The following is an 18,471-nucleotide window of genomic DNA, read 5'->3' as shown; positions in this document are numbered from 1 at the left end:
GTTGATAGGCCGGATCTGGAAGCACCGCAAGGTGTGGAGGTGACCGGTACTAATAGGCCGAGGGCTTGTCCTCAGTTGCTCGCGTCCACTGTGTTGGTTCTGAAACCACGAACAATCAGACCTGTGTTGGTCACCGGGTTGGTTGTCTGTTTCATAGTGTTTCGGTGGTCATAGCGTAGGGGAAACGCCCGGTTACATTCCGAACCCGGAAGCTAAGCCTTACAGCGCCGATGGTACTGCAGGGGGGACCCTGTGGGAGAGTAGGACGCCGCCGAACAATCATTGAAAAGGGTTGGCCCCAGAACTTCGGTTCTGGGGCCAACCCTTTTTTGTTTGCCGTCACTTGAAGTTCACGTTGCGCTACGACCATCGTTCGTATGGGTACCTCAGCAATGCTCAGGGCCGCCGGCGTAGGCGTCGGCGACGAGGTCGTCGTACCTGCCTTCGGGAACGTGGAAGTCGCCGAGGCCGTGGCCCTCGCCGGCGCGCTGCCGGTGTTCGCCGACATAGATCCGGGGACGTACTGCCTCGACGCCGCCGCGGTGGAGGCATCGTTGACGTCGCGGACCGCGGCCATCATCGCCGTGCACCGGTTCGGACACCCGGCGGACATGGGTCCGCTGCACGGGATCGGACAGCGGCACGGGCTGCTCGTGCTGGAGCAGGGGGAGTCCGAGGCGCCGTACGACGAGATAGCGCGGCGCAGGGAGCGGGCTGCCTACCTCGACGGGAAGCTGAGGGGAGTGCGGACCCCCGACTGGGGCGACGGGCACACCTACCAGCAGTACGTCGTACGGGTGCCGGGGAACGGGCGGCCGGACCGGGACGCGTTCGCGCGTGCCGTGCGGGGACGGGGCGTCGACTGCAGGGTGCCGGTGAAGACCCCCGTGCACCGGCTGCCGGGATTCCGGCGATGCGTGTCGTTGCCCGAGACCGAGCGGGCCGTCGACGAGACCCTCGCGCTGCCGGTCGAGGCATCGTTGACCAGGCGGGACATGCAGCGGATCGTGTCCGCGTGCAACGCCCTGGGCGGGCTTCTGCAACCCGCGTTCGGATGAACTCCGTGGTTGGGAGCACCGGCCTGTTCGGGGTATGATCTATTCCGTTGCCGCGGGGAAACCCGAAAGCGACAGGCCCCCATAGCTCAGTCGGCAGAGCGTCTCCATGGTAAGGAGAAGGTCAACGGTTCGATTCCGTTTGGGGGCTCCACCGCAAAGGCCCCGCCCAATTGGGCGGGGCCTTTCGCTTGCCCTGGTCAGTCCGCGTGCGGCTCCGGGACGCGCATCGCGAGGATCGCCATGTCGTCGGACGGGGCGTCAGAGGCGAAGCGCTCCACCGCGCGCATGATGCGCGCGGCCACCGCACCCGCCGTCAGACCCGTGCACGACGTGAGGACGTCGGCGAGGCCGTCGTCGCCCAGCATGCGGGTGCCCTCGCGGCGTTCGGTGACGCCGTCCGTGACACAGAGCAGGACGTCGCCCGGGTCGAGGGTGACCGTCTGCTCGTAGAGCTCCAGGTCCTCGATCACGCCGAGGAGCGGCTGGGGTTCGGCGGCGGGTTCGACCGAGCCGTCCTGGCGCAGCCGGAGCGGGAGCGGATGGCCGGCGCAGACCACCTTCAACTCCGCGCTGCCGTCGTCCTGCGGGCGCATCTCGCCGTACAGCAGCGTGAGGAAGCGGCTGCGGGCGCCCTCGTCGAGGATGGCCGAGTTGAGGCGCTCCAGGACCGCCGGGCCGCTGAGACCCTCGCGGGCGAGCAGGCGCAGGGCGTGCCGGGCCAGACCCGTCACGGCGGCCGCGTTCGGGCCCGTACCGCAGACGTCGCCGATGGCGAAGCCGTAGGCGCCGTCGCTGATCGGGAAGAGGTCGTAGAAGTCTCCGCCGACCTCGTTGCCCTCGCCGGCCGCGCGGTAGATGACCTCGACCTCGACGCCGTCGATGAGGGGCAGTTCGGGCGGCAGGAGGCTGCGCTGGAGGGACTGGCTGATGGCCGTGCGCTCCGAGTACAGGCGGGCGTTGTCCAGGGCCAGGGCGGCTCGGCGGGACAGGTCCTCGGCGAGTTCGAGGATCTCCTGGCGGAAGTGGTCGTCGGTGGGCTTGCCCAGGGTCAGCATGCCGATGACGCGGTTGCGGGCGACCAGCGGCAGGACCACGGTCTCGCCGCCCACCGCGGACGCGGTGGCGAGGGTCGGGCCGATGCCGGTGCTCAACTGGTGCGCCGGGCCACCGCTCAGGCCGAGGTCGCGCATGGAGGTGCGCAGCGCGGCCTGGTGGGCCATGTCGGCGGGGGTCGTCCAGACGCGGGCGCCCGGGGTGGGTACCGGGTCGGGCGGCGGGATCTTCGACAGCAGCGACTTGATGCCGTCGATGAGTTCCTCGTCCTCGTGCAGGACGTAGGAGAGGTACGGCTCGGAGGCCTGGTCGGCGATGGTGTAGACGGCGCACCAGGTGGCGAGGGTGGGGACCGTCATCTGGGCCATCAGGGCCAGCGTCTGGTCCCGGTCCAGGGTGCCGGCGAGGAGGTCGGAGGCCTCGACGAGGAAGCTGAGCGACCCGCGGCGCAGCCGCTCCAGCTCGCCCAGGCGGGCCGACTCGACGGCCAGGGCGATGCGGTCGGCGGCGAACTGGAGGCGAAGCGCCTCCTCGTTGGAGTACCGGCCCGCGGCCTCGGCGGCGACTCCGAGGGAGCCGGTGAGGCGGCCCTCGACCTTGAGGGGGACCGTGACGACCGAGCGCATGCCGGTGCCGTTCAGCAGCGGAACGGCGCCGGGGACGGCCGCGAGGTCGTCGTGGACGGCGGGCATGCGCGCGGAGCCGTAGCGGCCGGGGCCGGCCTCCACGGGGACGCGGGCGAAGCGCTGGCGGGCGGAGGGCAGGCCGGTGGAGGCGCGGACCTCCAGCTCCGTCTCGTCGTCGGTGGCCAGCAGCAGGAAGGCGGCGTCGGCGTCGAGCATGTCGCGGGCGCGTTCGACCGTGCGCTGGAGGAGGCCGTCGAGGTCGTCAGGGGCGGGGGAGCCGATGAACACCTCGAAGGGGTCGGTGCTCTGGCCCTCGGAGGACGAGGAGTCGGCGGCCGGTACGCGCATCGGGGTCTGCAGGACCGCGCGCTCGTGGTCCCGGACGAGGAGGCAGACCGTGGACGGCTCGCCGCCGGCGTCGCGGACGCGCAGGTGGGAGGCGTACACGGGGGTGACGCGGCCGTTGGCGCCCCTGATGCCGTAGCTGCCCTCCCAGCGGGAGAGCTGGAGCGCCTCGGCGATGCCGGTGCTGGTGCCCGGAGTGTGCGGCCAGGCGGCGAAGTCGGTGAGGGGCTTGCCGGTGACCTGCTCGGCCGGGTAGCCGAAGAGCTCCTCGGCGTCCTCGCTCCAGGACGTGACGGAGCCGGTGCGGTCGATCTGGACGACGGCGACGCGGACCCGGCCGTCGGCGAGCGGCAGCAGGTCGGCGGGGAGCGAGGGGCCGGCGGCGCGAGTGCCGACCGGGCGCTCCGGCAGGTGGAGGTGGAACCAGACGTTCTTGTGGGTGGGCGTGTACTCGACACCCCAGCGGTCGGCCAGGGCCGCGCACAGCTGGAGGCCGCGGCCGCCCTCGCGGTCGGGGCTGCCCATGTTGGCGGGGGAGCCCTGGAGCGGGACCTCGCGCTCCGGATAGTGGTCGGCGACCTCGATCCGTACACCGTCGTCGCTGCGCATGCACTCGACGTCCGCGGTGGTGCCGGCGTGCACCACCGCGTTGGTCACCAGTTCGCTGGTCAGCACCACGGCGTCGTCGACGATGTCGGCATGGCCCCAGCCCTGCAGTGTGTCGCGGACGAAGGACCGGGCACTCGCCACGGACCGTCCGACGGGCTCGAAGCTGGCGGCCGCGCGCGCGGTGATCACAGAACTCCTCGACCCTCTCTCCCCGGGCACGGCCTCATGGCCGACCCGGTCGTGCCGCTGCTGCGGCAGTCCACCCGTCGGCCCGGGATCCGGGGGCTGCTCCCCCGGGATCAGTCCGGTGGTCATTCCGGCCGCCCCTCCGATGCCCGCTTCGTCTCCGTGCCACCGCCCAGACCGGACGCACCGGCTTGGCTGGACAGCCGCATGCAAGGTTACTTACCTTCGCCGCCCATGCGGATGCCGGTCTGCAGTGTTTCCGCCCAGAGGGTGTGCGGACGATGTGCGAAGCTGCCGAACTGTTATGGCCTGGTTCGGCCGGGGTGAAACACTGGGCAGGCTTCTTCTGAGGTCCGGGCAGGTGAATGCGCGCCGAGCGGTTTGGGCAGCAGCCTCTGGAGCGGGTCCGGTGAGCCGGGCCGGATCGCTCGGCATCATGGGAAGTACGCGGCAGTAACCGGTCCGCCGAGTGTGGGCGGCCGGGCACAGCAGTATCGGTCGACCCCTGCGGGAGGGACACAGTGGAGTCTGGCGCAGCGACGCGGGCCACGAAGACGCGCGCGAAAGGCGGACAGTCCCTGAGTAACAAGGGCAAACCGCGGGGCGGCACCACGACGGTGGACACGGCCGCGCTGAATCGTCTGCTCGCGGCGCTCGTCTCCATGCGTGAGGGAAACTTCCGCAAACGGCTGACGGTGTCCGGCGACGGCGTGATGTCCGAGATCGCGGCGGTCTTCAACGAGGTGGCCGACCGCAACCTGCACCTCACGGGTGAGCTGGCGCGGGTGCGGCGCGTGGTCGGACGTGAGGGAAAACTCACCGAGCGGCTGGAGACCGGGGCCTGCGACGGTGCCTGGGCGACCGCGATCGACAACTCGAACGCGCTGGTCGACGATCTCGTACGGCCCGTCTCCGAGGTCAGCCGGGTGCTGTCGGCGGTGGCGGACGGTGATCTGTCGCCGCGCATGGAGCTGCGGACGCAGGTGGAGGAAGGGGCCGGGCAGCCGCTGCGCGGTGAGTTCCTCAAGGTCGGACGGACCGTGAACAACCTGGTCGACCAGTTGTCGACCTTCACGGACGAGGTCACGCGGGTGGCCAGCGAGGTCGGTACCGAGGGCAAGCTGGGCGGACAGGCCCGGGTGCGCGGAATGTCCGGTTCGTGGAAGGACCTCACGGACTCCGTCAACACCATGGCGTACCGGCTCACCGCTCAGGTGCGGGACATCGCGCTGGTGACGACGGCGGTGGCCAAGGGCGACCTGTCGCGGAAGGTCACGGTGCACGTGGCCGGCGAGATGCTGGAGCTGAAGAACACCGTCAACACGATGGTCGACCAGCTCTCGGCGTTCTCCTCCGAGGTGACGCGCGTGGCCCGTGAGGTGGGCACCGAGGGTGCCCTGGGCGGGCAGGCGCAGGTGCCGGGCGTGGCCGGGGTGTGGAAGGAGCTGACCGACTCCGTCAACACCATGGCCGGGAACCTGACGGCCCAGGTGCGTGAGATCTCGCACGTGACGACGGCGGTGGCCAACGGCGACCTGTCGAAGAAGGTGACGGTGCCGGCCCGGGGCGAGGTCGCGCAGCTCGCCGAGACGATCAACCAGATGACCGAGACGCTGCGGATCTTCGCGGACGAGGTCACGCGCGTGGCCAACGAGACCGGTGGCGAGGGCCAGCTGGGCGGCCAGGCGAACGTGCCGGGCGCGGCGGGGATCTGGAAGGACCTGACGGACTCGGTCAACACCGTCTTCCGGAACCTGACCACTCAGGTGCGCGACATCGCCGCGGTGACGACGGCGGTGGCCAGTGGTGACCTGTCGCAGAAGGTCACCGTGGACGTGGCCGGCGAGATGCTGGAGCTGAAGAACACCGTCAACACGATGGTGGACCAGCTCTCCAGCTTCGGCGCCGAGGTGACCCGGGTGGCCCGCGAGGTCGGGGTCGAGGGCGAGCTGGGCGGTCAGGCGCAGGTGCCGGGCGCGGCGGGGACGTGGAAGGACCTCACGGACTCGGTGAACACCGCGTTCCGCAACCTCACCGGCCAGGTGCGCAACATCGCCCAGGTGACGACGGCGGTGGCCAACGGCGACCTGTCGCAGAAGGTCACCGTGGACGTCTCCGGCGAGATGCTCCAGTTGAAGAACACCGTCAACACCATGGTCGACCAGCTCTCCAGCTTCGCCGACCAGGTGACCCGGATGGCCCGGGACGTGGGCACGGAGGGCCGCCTCGGCGGTCAGGCCCGGGTCGACGGCGTGTCGGGGACCTGGAAGGAGCTGACGGACTCCGTCAACTCGATGGCGGGGAACCTGACCTCCCAGGTGCGCAACATCGCCCAGGTGACGACGGCGGTGGCGCGCGGTGACCTGTCCCAGAAGATCACCGTGGACGCGCGCGGGGAGATCCTGGAGCTGAAGAACACCATCAACACGATGGTGGACCAGCTGTCGTCCTTCGCGGAGCAGGTCACACGGGTGGCCCGCGAGGTGGGCACCGAGGGTCGCCTCGGCGGCCAGGCGCAGGTACCCGGCGTCGCCGGCGTGTGGCGGGATCTGACCGACTCGGTGAACGGCATGGCCGGCAACCTCACCGCGCAGGTCCGCAACATCGCGCAGGTCGCCACGGCGGTGGCGCGCGGTGACCTGTCCCAGAAGATCACCGTGGACGCGCGCGGGGAGATCCTGGAGCTGAAGAACACGCTGAACACGATGGTGGACCAGCTGTCGTCGTTCGCCCAGGAGGTCACCCGCGTCGCGCGCGAGGTGGGCACCGAGGGCATCCTCGGCGGCCAGGCGGAGGTGCAGGGTGTCTCCGGCACCTGGAAGGACCTCACCCAGTCGGTGAACGGCATGGCCAACAACCTGACCATGCAGGTCCGCAACATCGCCGAGGTCACCACGGCCGTGGCCAAGGGCGACCTGTCGAAGAAGATCACCGTCGACGCCAAGGGCGAGATCCTCGAACTCGTCACCACCGTCAACACGATGGTCGACCAGTTGTCGTCCTTCGCGGAGCAGGTCACGCGCGTGGCCCGCGAGGTGGGCACGGAGGGCATTCTCGGCGGCCAGGCGCACGTGCCGGGTGTCGTGGGCATCTGGAAGGACCTCAGCGACAACGTCAACCTGATGGCGAAGAACCTCACCGTCCAGGTGCGGAACATCTCCCAGGTGGCCGCCGCCGTCGCCAACGGCGACCTGACGCGGACGGTGACGATCGAGGCGCGCGGTGAGGTCCACCAGCTGGCCGAGACGTTCAACACCATGGTGAAGACGCTGAGTTCGTTCGCCGAACAGGTCACCAAGGTGGCCCGTGAGGTGGGCACGGACGGCATCCTCGGCGGGCAGGCGCACGTGCCTGGCGTGTCGGGTACGTGGAAGGACCTCACCGAGTCGGTGAACCAGATGGCGTCCAACCTGACCGGTCAGGTGCGCAACATCGCCATGGTCACCACCGCCATCGCCAAGGGCGACCTGACCAAGAAGATCGACATCGACGCGCGCGGCGAGATCCTGGAGCTGAAGACGACCATCAACACGATGGTCGACCAGCTGTCGTCCTTCGCCGAGGAGGTCACCCGCGTGGCCCGCGAGGTGGGCACGGAGGGGCAGCTGGGCGGTCAGGCGCGCGTGCGGGACGTCGACGGCACCTGGCGGGACCTGACGGAGTCGGTGAACGAGATGGCCGGGAACCTGACCCGGCAGGTGCGCGCCATCGCGCGCGTGGCGACCGCGGTGACGCGCGGCGACCTGAACCTGAAGATCGACGTGGACGCCTCCGGCGAGATCTCCGAGCTTCAGGACTACATCAACAAGATGATCGCCAACCTCCGCGACACCACGATCGCCAACAAGGAGCAGGACTGGCTCAAGGGCAACCTGGCCCGCATCTCGGGCCTGATGCAGGGCCGCCGGGACCTCCAGGACGTCGCCTCGCTCATCATGAGCGAGCTGACCCCGGTGGTCTCCGCGCAGCACGGGGCCTTCTTCCTCGCGATGCCCCTGGTCGTCGACGGCCAGGATCAGGCGGGCGCCCCGGAGGACCAGTACGAACTGCGCATGCTGGGGTCGTACGGCTACTCGATGGGGTCGATGCCCACGTCCTTCCGGCCCGGGGAGGCGCTGGTCGGCACGGCCGCCGAGGAGAAGCGCACGATCCTCGTGGAGAACGCGCCGAGCGGCTACCTGAAGATCTCCTCCGGGCTCGGGGAGGCCCCGCCCGCCCAGGTGATCGTCCTGCCGGTGCTGTTCGAGGGGCAGGTGCTCGGCGTGATCGAGCTGGCGTCCTTCACGCCGTTCACGCAGATCCAGAAGGACTTCCTGAACCAGATCGCCGAGATGATCGCGACCAGCGTCAACACCATCTCCGTCAACACCAAGACGGAGGTGCTGCTGAGCCAGTCGCAGGAGCTGACCGAGCAACTGCGGGAGCGGTCCGAGGAGTTGGAGCAGCGACAGAAGGCGCTGCAGTCGTCCAACGCCGAACTGGAGGAGAAGGCCGAGCTGCTGGCGCAGCAGAACCGCGACATCGAGGTGAAGAACACCGAGATCGAGGAGGCGCGGCAGGTCCTGGAGGAGCGCGCCGAGCAACTGGCGGTCTCGATGCGCTACAAGAGCGAGTTCCTCGCCAACATGTCGCACGAGCTGCGTACGCCGCTCAACTCGCTGCTGATCCTGGCCAAGCTGCTCGCCGACAACGCCGACGCGAACCTGTCGCCCAAGCAGGTCGAGTTCGCCGAGACCATCCACGGGGCCGGTTCCGACCTGCTCCAGCTCATCAACGACATCCTCGACCTGTCGAAGGTCGAGGCGGGCAAGATGGACGTCTCCCCGACGCGCATCGCGCTCGTCCAGCTCGTCGACTACGTGGAGGCCACCTTCCGGCCGCTGACCGCGGAGAAGGGCCTGGACCTGTCGGTGCGGGTGTCGCCCGAGCTGCCCGCCACGCTGCACACCGACGAGCAGCGGCTGCTCCAGGTGCTGCGCAACCTGCTGTCCAACGCGGTGAAGTTCACCGACTCGGGAGCGGTCGAGCTGGTCATCAGGCCGGCCCGGGACGACGTTCCGCAGGGCATCCGGGAGCAGTTGCTGGAGGCGGGTTCGATGACCGACCCGGACGCCGAGCTGATCGCGTTCTCCGTGAGCGACACCGGGATCGGGATCGCGGCCAGCAAGATGCGGGTGATCTTCGAGGCGTTCAAGCAGGCCGACGGCACCACCAGCCGCAAGTACGGCGGCACGGGCCTCGGGTTGTCCATCTCGCGGGAGATCGCGCAGTTGCTGGGCGGTGAGATCCACGCGCAGAGCGAGACGGGCCGTGGCTCGACGTTCACGCTCTACCTGCCGCTGCGCCCGAGCGAGCTGCCCTCGCACGGCTACCCGCAGCCCCTGCCGCCCGCCGGGGGAGGCGAGCTGCCGGCGGGCTCCGGGGCGACGGACGAGCGGCCGGAGACGGAGGCCGAGACGCCGGCCGAGGTGCGGTCGTACCAGGACTCGCAGAGCGGTGCCGCGGCGCTGTTCCGGCGGCGTCGCCGCTCGGCGGAGACCGAGGAACTGCCCGCGGTGCGGGAGCGGCAGCAGCCGGGCCCCGGGCAGGAGACGACGCAGTCCAGCCGCGGGATCCGGTTCGGCGGGCAGAAGGTGCTGATCGTCGACGACGACATCCGCAACGTGTTCGCGCTGACCAGTGTCCTGGAGCAGCACGGGCTGTCGGTGCTGTACGCGGAGAACGGGCGCGAGGGCATCGAGGTGCTGGAGCAGCACGAGGACGTGGCGGTGGTCCTGATGGACATCATGATGCCCGAGATGGACGGGTACGCGACGACCACGGCGATCCGTCGGATGCCGCAGTTCGCCGGGCTGCCGATCATCGCGCTGACCGCCAAGGCGATGAAGGGCGACCGGGAGAAGGCGATCGAGTCGGGCGCCTCCGACTACGTGACGAAGCCGGTGGACCCCGATCACCTGTTGACGGTGATGCAGCAGTGGATGCGCGAGGAGTAGTACGTTCGGGCACCGTGCTGGTGGTACGGAGGGGCACCTTCCGTGCGCCGCGTCCGGACAGTGTGCGAACGTGGGGTGTGCGAGAACGGCGGGAACCTCCGGGACCCGCGCTCAGTCGCTGACTGAGCGTGCCCGGAGCCGTGTAGAAGCACGGGATTCGGGGAACCTTCTGGTCCCCCGCTGCGTTTCTGCTATGTGCACAGTGACATCACGGTGACAGGGTGTGGCGACAGGCGGGGTGCGGCTACGATGACCGGCACAAGGACGGGCGACGCAAGGGAGTCGTCCCCCGGGGTGGCACCCGCCGGTGCCGCGCCAAGTCCTGCGGACAGGGGAGGCCCCACGCCGGGGCGAGGAGGGCGGGCCATGGTGCAGAAGGCCAAGATCCTCCTGGTCGATGACCGGCCGGAGAATCTGCTGGCGCTGGAGGCGATCCTCTCGGCGCTCGATCAGACGCTGGTGCGGGCATCGTCCGGGGAGGAAGCGCTCAAAGCACTGCTCACGGACGACTTCGCGGTCATTCTGCTGGACGTCCAGATGCCGGGCATGGACGGTTTCGAGACCGCCGCGCACATCAAGCGACGGGAGCGGACCCGGGACATCCCGATCATCTTCCTCACCGCGATCAACCACGGTCCGCACCACACCTTCCGCGGGTACGCGGCGGGCGCGGTGGACTACATCTCCAAGCCGTTCGACCCGTGGGTGCTGCGCGCGAAGGTCTCGGTCTTCGTCGAGCTGTACATGAAGAACTGCCAGCTGCGTGAGCAGGCGGCCCTGCTGCGGCTCCAGTTGGAGGGTGGCGACAAGGCCGCGGCCGGCGAGGCCAAGGAGCCGGCGGGGCTGCTCGCCGAGCTGTCGGCCCGGCTGGCGGCCGTGGAGGAGCAGGCGGAGGCGCTGTCCAAGCAGTTGGGCGACGAGTCCACGGACGCGGCCGCGGTGGCCACCGCGGCGCACCTGGAGCGTAAGCTCACCGGGCTGCGCAGGGCCCTGGACGCGCTGGAGCCCGGCACGTCCGGCGGTCAGCCCGCCGTCAACTGAGGCCCGTCGTGGGCCCCTGCGGGTCCGCTGCCGGGCGGCTCGCGAGCCCCTTGGTCCGGTCTGTGAGGACTTGTCAGGAGCTGTACCGGAGGCGTCAGTTCCGCAACTGGCTCCGGACGACACGAACGGGTGAAGCGGTAGGCGCACGTGTCGACCGCCGCCTCCCCCGGTAACCTCACACCTATGGCCTCACGTCCCTCCGCAGCCAAGAAGCAGCCCGCGAAGAAGGCGGCCGCTCCCGCGAAGGGGCCGGTCAAGAAGGCCGCTGCCAAGAAGGCACCCCCGAAGAAGGCGCCCGCCAAGAAGGCCGTCGCGAAGAAGCCCGCGCCCAAACCGGCCCCGAGCCCCACCAGCGGTGTCTACCGCTTGGTGCGCGCGCTCTGGCTCGGCCTGGCGCATGGGGTCGGTGCCGTCTTCCGCGGCATAGGGCAGGGCGCCAAGAACCTCGACCCCGCCCACCGCAAGGACGGCTCCGCGCTGCTGCTGCTCGCCGTCGCCCTGATCGTCGCCGCGGGCACCTGGGCCGACCTCAAGGGCCCCGTCGGCGACCTCGTCGAAATCCTGGTGACCGGCGCCTTCGGCCGGCTGGACCTGCTCGTGCCGATCCTGCTCGGCGCCATCGCCGTGCGCCTGATCCGGCACCCCGAGAAGCCCGAGGCCAACGGACGGATCGTGATCGGCCTGTCCGCGCTCGTCGTCGGCGTGCTCGGCCAGGTGCACATCGCGTGCGGCTCACCGGCCCGCGGCGAGGGCATGCAGGCCATAAGGGACGCCGGCGGCCTCATCGGCTGGGGCGCGGCCACCCCGCTGTCGTACACGATGACGGACGTCCTTGCGGTGCCGCTGCTCGCGCTGCTCACCGTCTTCGGGCTGCTGGTCGTCACCGCCACACCGGTGAACGCCATCCCGCAGCGGCTGCGCCAGCTCGGCGTGCGGCTCGGCGTGGTCGACGACCCCGACGCGGACGCGTACAGCGACGACGACGAGCGGTACGACGACCAGTGGCGCGAGGCGCTGCCCGAGCGGACCCGCAGGCGCGGGGGAGCGCCCGCCGAGCCGTACGACCCGGACGCGGCCGAGCAGGAGGCGCTGAGCAGGCGCCGCGGCAGGCCCCGCCGGTCCGCCGTGCCGCAGCCCGAGATGAACCGGCCGATGGACGCCGTGGACGTCGCCGCGGCCGCCGCCGCCGCGCTCGACGGCGCCGTCCTGCACGGGATGCCGCCGTCGCCGCTGGTCGCCGACCTCACCCAGGGCGTCAGCCCCGGGGACCGCGAGTCGACCACGCCGACTCCGACGCCCGTGCCGGCCGCGCGCCCACAGCCGGGCAAGCTCAAGAAGGACCCCGCCACGTCCGCCGAGCCGGCGACGCCGGGCGCCGTCCCCGACCTCACCAAGACGCCTTTGCCGCAGGAGCGCGACCTGCCGCCGCGCGCCGAGCAGCTCCAGCTCTCCGGCGACATCACGTACTCCCTGCCGTCCCTGGACTCCCTCACGCGCGGTGGTCCCGGCAAGGCGCGCAGCGCCGCCAACGACGCCATAGTGGACTCGCTGACCACCGTCTTCACCGAGTTCAAGGTCGACGCCCGGGTCACCGGCTTCACCCGCGGCCCGACGGTGACTCGCTACGAGGTCGAGCTGGGCCCCGCCGTCAAGGTCGAGCGGATCACCGCGCTGACCAAGAACATCGCGTACGCCGTCGCCAGCCCCGATGTGCGGATCATCAGCCCGATCCCCGGCAAGTCCGCGGTCGGCATCGAGATCCCCAACACCGACCGGGAGATGGTCAACCTCGGCGACGTCCTGCGCCTGGCCGAGTCCGCCGAGGACGACGACCCGATGCTGGTCGCCTTCGGCAAGGACGTCGAGGGCGGCTACGTCATGCACTCGCTGGCGAAGATGCCGCACATGCTCGTCGCGGGCGCCACCGGCTCCGGCAAGTCGTCCTGCATCAACTGCCTGATCACCTCGATCATGATGCGGGCGACTCCGGAGGACGTCCGCATGATCCTGGTCGACCCCAAGCGCGTCGAGCTGACCGCGTACGAGGGCATCCCGCACCTGATCACGCCGATCATCACCAACCCCAAGCGCGCCGCCGAGGCCCTCCAGTGGGTCGTCCGCGAGATGGACCTGCGCTACGACGACCTCGCCGCCTACGGCTACCGGCACATCGACGACTTCAACCGCGCGGTGCGCGAGGGCAGGGCCAAGCCGCCCGAGGGCAGCGAGCGCGAACTCCAGCCCTATCCGTACCTGCTGGTGATCGTGGACGAGCTGGCCGACCTGATGATGGTGGCGCCGCGCGACGTCGAGGACGCGATCGTGCGGATCACGCAGCTCGCCCGGGCGGCCGGCATCCACCTGGTGCTCGCCACCCAGCGGCCCTCCGTGGACGTCGTCACCGGCCTGATCAAGGCCAACGTGCCCTCCCGGCTGGCCTTCGCCACCTCCTCGCTCGCCGACTCGCGGGTCATCCTCGACCAGCCCGGCGCCGAGAAGCTGATCGGCAAGGGCGACGGCCTCTTCCTGCCGATGGGCGCGAACAAGCCCACCCGTATGCAGGGCGCGTTCGTGACCGAGGAGGAGGTCGCGGCCGTCGTCCAGCACTGCAAGGAGCAGATGGCGCCCGTCTTCCGGGACGACGTCACCGTGGGGACCAAGCAGAAGAAGGAGATCGACGAGGACATCGGCGACGACCTCGACCTGCTGTGCCAGGCGGCCGAGCTGGTCGTCTCCACCCAGTTCGGGTCGACCTCCATGCTCCAGCGCAAGCTGCGCGTCGGCTTCGCCAAGGCGGGGCGGCTGATGGACCTGATGGAGTCGCGGAGCATCGTCGGACCGAGCGAAGGCTCAAAGGCTCGTGACGTTCTTGTGAAGCCTGATGAGCTGGACGGAGTGCTCGCCGTGATCCGGGGGGAGTCTGAAGGGTAGGAAGGCGTGGGCCAAGGATTACGCCGACGGAGGGCCGGGACGGCCGGACGGCCGATCGTGACTCACCCGTTAGGGATCATTGAGCAACCGTTTCCCCATGGCGTACGTCAACTTGAGGGAAGTGACAACAGGTAGTCCACCATCGGGATGCCGGGCCATTCGGATGGCGTAAAAGGTCGTACCGCCCGGTTGCCCGACCCGTTCGCAACCCCCCTAGACTGAAGTCCAGCACAGGCGGCTAAACGCTCGAAAGGCGCCCCCGTGTCCAACGGCAACTCCCCTGAAGACGAGCGTCCGATCGAAGACGTTTCCCCAGACGTTACTGAACACGTCTCCGAGGAAACCCGCCCCTCCGTCGGCCGTGCCCTCCAGCAGGCGCGGATCGCCGCCGGGTTGACCGTCGACGACATCACCACCGCCACCCGCGTCCGGATCGCCATCGTGCACGCCATCGAGGCGGACGACTTCGCGCCCTGCGGCGGCGACGTCTACGCGCGCGGGCACATCCGCACCCTGGCCAAGGCCGTCGGGCTCGACCCGGCCGAGCTGCTCGCGCAGTTCGACGACGCGCACGGCGGCCGCCCGGAGCCGACCCCCGCCGCCCCCCTCTTCGAGGCGGAACGTATCCGTCCGGAGCGCCGCGGACCCAACTGGACCGCCGCCATGGTCGCCGCGATCGTCGCGGTGATCGGCTTCGTCGGGTTCACGTTCGTCAAGGGCGGCGACGACGGCGGCAACGAGGCGAGCGTCGCCGAGGGCGCCCAGCCCTCGACCGGCGGCTCCGCCTCGGCCGGCGCCAAACCGAAGAAGCCGGCCGAACCCAAGCCGGAACCCTCCGACAGCGCCATCGCCGCCGCGCCCCGCGACAAGGTGACCGTCAAGGTCAGCGCCCCCGGGGGACGCAGCTGGATCTCTGCGAAGGACCACAACGGCCGGCTCCTCTTCGACGGACTCCTCGAAGAGGGCGACTCCAAGACCTTCCAGGACAACGAGAAGGTCAACCTCGTCCTCGGCGACGCCGGCGTCATTGAGCTGTACGTCAACGGCAAGAAGATCGAGGACGACTTCCGGCCGGGCTCCGTGGAGCGCCTGACCTACACGAAGGGCGACCCGCAGGTCGGATAGGGGACCCCGGGAACGAGTCGGTACGGGGTTGGCCGGGAACGGCCAACCCCGTCGACATGGGCTGTCGGCGGGACGAAGTAGTCTTGAGCCCATGCCTGAAAGCCGTACCGTCGCACTCGTCACCCTTGGCTGCGCCCGTAACGAGGTGGACTCGGAGGAGCTCGCAGGCCGTCTGGAGGCGGACGGCTGGAAGCTCGTCGAGAACGCCGAGGAAGCGGACGTCGCCGTCGTGAACACCTGCGGCTTCGTCGAGGCCGCCAAGAAGGACTCCGTGGACGCCCTCCTGGAGGCCAACGACCTCAAGGGGCACGGAAGAACGCAGGCCGTCGTGGCGGTGGGCTGCATGGCCGAGCGGTACGGCAAGGACCTCGCCGAAGCCCTCCCCGAGGCCGACGGCGTGCTCGGCTTCGACGACTACGCCGACATCTCCGACCGGCTCCAGACCATCCTCGGCGGCGGCATCCACGCCGCGCACACCCCGCGCGACCGGCGCAAGCTGCTCCCGATCAGCCCCGCCGAGCGCCAGGAGGCCGGTGCCGCCGTCGCCCTGCCGGGGCACGGCCCGACCGATCTCCCCGAGGGCGTCGCCCCCGCCTCCGGACCCCGCGCCCCCCTGCGCCGGCGCCTGGACGGCTCCCCGGTCGCCTCGGTGAAGCTCGCCTCCGGCTGCGACCGGCGCTGCTCCTTCTGCGCCATCCCGTCCTTCCGCGGCTCCTTCATCTCCCGCCGCCCGAGCGACGTGCTGAACGAGACGCGGTGGCTGGCCGAGCAGGGCGTCAAGGAGATCATGCTGGTCTCCGAGAACAACACCTCCTACGGCAAGGACCTCGGCGACATCCGCCTGCTGGAGTCCCTGCTGCCCAACCTCGCCGACGTCGACGGCATCGAGCGTGTGCGCGTCAGCTACCTCCAGCCGGCCGAGATGCGCCCCGGCCTCATCGACGTACTGACCTCCACCCCGAAGGTCGTGCCCTACTTCGACCTCTCCTTCCAGCACTCCGCGCCGAACGTGCTGCGCGCGATGCGCCGCTTCGGCGACACCGACCGCTTCCTGGAACTGCTGGACACCATCCGGAGCAAGGCCCCCGAGGCGGGCGTGCGCTCCAACTTCATCGTGGGCTTCCCCGGCGAGTCCGCCGCCGACCTCGCCGAGCTGGAGCGCTTCCTGAACCACGCGCGGCTCGACGCCATCGGCGTCTTCGGCTACTCCGACGAGGAGGGCACCGAGGCGGCCATCTACGAGAACAAGCTGGACGAGGACGTCGTCGCCGAGCGGTTGGCACGTGTCTCCCGCCTGGCCGAGGAACTCGTCTCGCAGCGGGCCGAGGAGCGCGTCGGCGCGACGGTGCGGGTACTCGTCGAGTCCATGGGGTCCGCCGACGACGGAGACGGTGTCCGTGGCCGCGCGGAGCACCAGGCGCCCGAGACGGACGGCCAGGTGCTCCTCACGAGCGGCGAAGGCCTGAGTGTCGGTCGTATGGTCGACGCGAAGGTGGTCGGTACGGAGGGTGTCGACCTGGTGGCCGAACCGCTGCCGGGTTCGTCCGAATGTAGTGAGGAGGCCGGCAGATGACCGGAGTCCCGGCGTCCGCGGCGGGTGGCCCCTCCGGCGCGCGCAGGACCGGCCCGCGCGCCTCCTCCGGCGCCACGCAGGAACCGGGCGGGCGGACGGCCCCGGGAGCCACCTCGGAGCGGGGAGCGACCGAAGGCACAGCCGCGCTGCGGGGCGGCAAGGTCGTGGCCGCGGCCGTCAACCAGGCGAGCGTCTGGAACGTCGCCAACCTCCTGACGATGCTCCGGCTGCTGCTGGTCCCGGCCTTCGTCGCGCTGATGCTCGGCAACGGCGGCTACGACCCGGCCTGGCGCTCCTTCGCCTGGGCCGCCTTCGCCATCGCCATGATCACCGACCTCTTCGACGGGCATCTGGCACGGGCCTACAACCTCGTCACCGACTTCGGGAAGATCGCCGACCCGATCGCCGACAAGGCGATCATGGGGGCGGCGCTCATCTGCCTGTCCGCGCTCGGCGATCTGCCGTGGTGGGTGACGGCCGTGATCCTCGGCCGGGAACTCGGGATCACCGTGCTGCGTTTCGTGGTCATCCGGTACGGCGTCATCCCGGCCAGCCGCGGCGGCAAGCTCAAGACGCTCACCCAGGGCATCGCCGTGGGGATGTACGTCCTGGCGCTGACGGGGCCCCTGGCCACCCTGAGGTTCTGGGTGATGGCCGCGGCGGTCGTCCTGACCGTCGTGACCGGGCTGGACTATGTGAAGCAGGCCATTGTGCTGCGCCGCCGGGGAATCGCCGAGCGCCGGGCGGCGTTGAAGGGAACGGAAGCTTGAGTTCCACTGCCGCCGACGTGGTGCGACTACTCACCGTGAGGGGAGAGACCCTCGCGGTCGCCGAGTCCTTGACCGGCGGAATGGTGGCGTCCGAGATCACGTCGGTGGCCGGGGCGTCCAAGGCCTTCCGGGGATCGGTCACCGCCTACGCGACGCAGCTGAAGCGGGAGATCCTCGGCGTCGACGCCTCACTGCTCGCGTCCCGCGGAGCGGTGGACGCGCAGGTCGCGGCCGAGATGGCGGCGGGAGCCCGGAAAATTCTCGGCGCCGACTGGGGCATCGCCACGACCGGCGTAGCCGGTCCGGACGCGCAGGACGGGCAGCCCGTGGGGACGGTCTTCGTGGCCGTCGACGGGCCTTCGGGAGCCGATGACGGTTCCGCCTGTGGCGGAAAAGTGGAGGCGCTGCGGTTGAACGGCGACCGTGCGGAAATTCGTATGGAGAGTGTACGGAGCGTACTCGCACTCCTTCTGAGGGAGCTTGCGGGCGAACAGACTGGGAATGAGCGGGCACAGGATACGGAACGGAACGGGGGGTTTTGATGTTTGCAGCCCTGAGTGAACACGACATCGCTCCCCGCACGGCCGCGGCGCGAGGCGGTACGGTGGGGCGTGAAGGATGCGGTTACACGGTCCGAGGAGGGAGCCACCGATGATTCTGCTCCGTCGCCTGCTGGGTGACGTGCTGCGTCGGCAGCGCCAACGCCAGGGCCGTACTCTGCGCGAAGTCTCCTCGTCCGCCCGAGTCTCACTCGGCTATCTCTCCGAGGTGGAGCGGGGGCAGAAGGAGGCTTCTTCCGAGCTGCTCTCCGCCATCTGCGACGCGCTGGACGTACGGATGTCCGAACTCATGCGGGAAGTGAGTGACGAACTCGCTCTCGCCGAGCTGGCCCAGTCCGCTGCGGCGACGCCCAGCGAGACCGTGCCGGCACCGGTGCGCCCGATGCTGGGTTCCGTCTCGGTGACCGGCGTGCCACCGGAACGGGTGACCATCAAGGCACCCGCCGAGGCAGTGGACGTCGTCGCCGCCTGAGCACCCGCGGAACATGTGCGTGTGAGACCCCGGCCGGGGCCTCTCCGGGAGACCGGAGGGGTGCGGCCGGGGTTTTCGCGTGCCCGGGGTGACCGGCCGCCGGTTGCCGGTCCGTGGCGGTGCGGT

General features: G+C 70.1%; 10 protein-coding genes, 1 tRNA gene and 1 rRNA gene. 11 read left to right on the top strand and 1 reads right to left on the bottom strand.

The window, feature by feature from the left end:
* Nucleotides 1-160 precede the first annotated feature (160 nt).
* From rrf to ACZ67M_RS11585, 3 genes are all read left to right on the top strand, one after another.
* A 5S ribosomal RNA gene (rrf, locus tag ACZ67M_RS11595) occupies nt 161-277 on the top strand.
* A 115-nt stretch (nt 278-392) separates the two neighbouring features.
* Nucleotides 393-1,058 (top strand): DegT/DnrJ/EryC1/StrS family aminotransferase, encoded by a 666-nt coding sequence (locus tag ACZ67M_RS11590; RefSeq protein ID WP_361368050.1) that lies wholly within the window; start codon nt 393-395, stop codon nt 1,056-1,058.
* A 75-nt stretch (nt 1,059-1,133) separates the two neighbouring features.
* Nucleotides 1,134-1,209 (top strand) — tRNA-Thr (locus ACZ67M_RS11585).
* A gap of 46 nt (nt 1,210-1,255) precedes the next feature.
* On the opposite strand, the gene ACZ67M_RS11580 is transcribed toward ACZ67M_RS11585, so the two are convergent.
* A complete protein-coding gene (locus tag ACZ67M_RS11580) occupies nt 1,256-4,006 on the bottom strand; it encodes a SpoIIE family protein phosphatase (RefSeq protein WP_361367958.1) in 2,751 nt (916 codons plus the stop codon).
* Nucleotides 4,007-4,398: 392 nt separating this feature from the next.
* On the opposite strand from ACZ67M_RS11580, the gene ACZ67M_RS11575 reads away from it, so the two are divergent.
* The 8 genes from ACZ67M_RS11575 to ACZ67M_RS11540 all read left to right on the top strand — a co-directional run bounded on the left by ACZ67M_RS11575 (nt 4,399) and on the right by ACZ67M_RS11540 (nt 18,345).
* Nucleotides 4,399-9,873 (top strand): HAMP domain-containing protein, encoded by a 5,475-nt coding sequence (locus ACZ67M_RS11575; RefSeq protein ID WP_469850675.1) that lies wholly within the window; start codon nt 4,399-4,401, stop codon nt 9,871-9,873.
* A gap of 366 nt (nt 9,874-10,239) precedes the next feature.
* Nucleotides 10,240-10,914, top strand: a complete 675-nt coding sequence (locus ACZ67M_RS11570; RefSeq protein WP_114529589.1) for a response regulator — start codon at nt 10,240-10,242, stop codon at nt 10,912-10,914.
* A gap of 183 nt (nt 10,915-11,097) precedes the next feature.
* Nucleotides 11,098-13,845: a DNA translocase FtsK gene (locus tag ACZ67M_RS11565; RefSeq protein ID WP_469850673.1), complete on the top strand. Its 2,748-nt coding sequence runs from the start codon at nt 11,098-11,100 to the stop codon at nt 13,843-13,845.
* A 261-nt stretch (nt 13,846-14,106) separates the two neighbouring features.
* A complete protein-coding gene (locus tag ACZ67M_RS11560) occupies nt 14,107-14,970 on the top strand; it encodes a helix-turn-helix domain-containing protein (protein ID WP_385799011.1) in 864 nt (287 codons plus the stop codon).
* 91 nt (nt 14,971-15,061) lie between these two features.
* Nucleotides 15,062-16,543, top strand: a complete 1,482-nt coding sequence (gene rimO, locus ACZ67M_RS11555; protein WP_469850670.1) for a 30S ribosomal protein S12 methylthiotransferase RimO — start codon at nt 15,062-15,064, stop codon at nt 16,541-16,543.
* Nucleotides 16,540-17,313, top strand: coding sequence for a CDP-diacylglycerol--glycerol-3-phosphate 3-phosphatidyltransferase (gene pgsA, locus ACZ67M_RS11550; RefSeq protein WP_469850668.1), 774 nt, complete (start codon nt 16,540-16,542; stop codon nt 17,311-17,313). The genes rimO and pgsA overlap by 4 nt, the downstream gene beginning before the upstream one ends.
* Nucleotides 17,310-17,855 carry a CinA family protein gene (locus ACZ67M_RS11545; RefSeq protein WP_469850667.1) on the top strand — a complete coding sequence of 182 codons (546 nt, stop codon included), beginning with the start codon at nt 17,310-17,312 and terminating at the stop codon, nt 17,853-17,855. Before pgsA ends, ACZ67M_RS11545 begins: the two co-directional genes overlap by 4 nt.
* A 109-nt stretch (nt 17,856-17,964) precedes the next feature.
* Complete coding sequence (locus ACZ67M_RS11540) at nt 17,965-18,345, top strand: helix-turn-helix domain-containing protein (protein ID WP_007387871.1); 381 nt, start codon at nt 17,965-17,967, stop codon at nt 18,343-18,345.
* Nucleotides 18,346-18,471 lie beyond the last annotated feature (126 nt).

The sequence above is a fragment of the Streptomyces sp. NPDC107500 genome, assembly GCF_055582785.1.
Note: the sequence above shows the minus strand (reverse complement) of the source record. Positions and strands in the feature narration are given on the sequence as shown.

Bases quoted from the DNA above. Each gene is read 5' to 3' on its own strand.
- ACZ67M_RS11590 (WP_361368050.1), top strand. From the start codon at position 393: ATGCTCAGGGCCGCCGGCGTAGGCGTCGGCGACGAGGTCGTCGTACCT.
- ACZ67M_RS11580 (WP_361367958.1), bottom strand. From the start codon at position 4,006: ATGACCACCGGACTGATCCCGGGGGAGCAGCCCCCGGATCCCGGGCCG.
- ACZ67M_RS11570 (WP_114529589.1), top strand. From the start codon at position 10,240: ATGGTGCAGAAGGCCAAGATCCTCCTGGTCGATGACCGGCCGGAGAAT.
- ACZ67M_RS11565 (WP_469850673.1), top strand. From the start codon at position 11,098: ATGGCCTCACGTCCCTCCGCAGCCAAGAAGCAGCCCGCGAAGAAGGCG.
- rimO (WP_469850670.1), top strand. From the start codon at position 15,062: ATGCCTGAAAGCCGTACCGTCGCACTCGTCACCCTTGGCTGCGCCCGT.
- pgsA (WP_469850668.1), top strand. From the start codon at position 16,540: ATGACCGGAGTCCCGGCGTCCGCGGCGGGTGGCCCCTCCGGCGCGCGC.
- ACZ67M_RS11540 (WP_007387871.1), top strand. From the start codon at position 17,965: ATGATTCTGCTCCGTCGCCTGCTGGGTGACGTGCTGCGTCGGCAGCGC.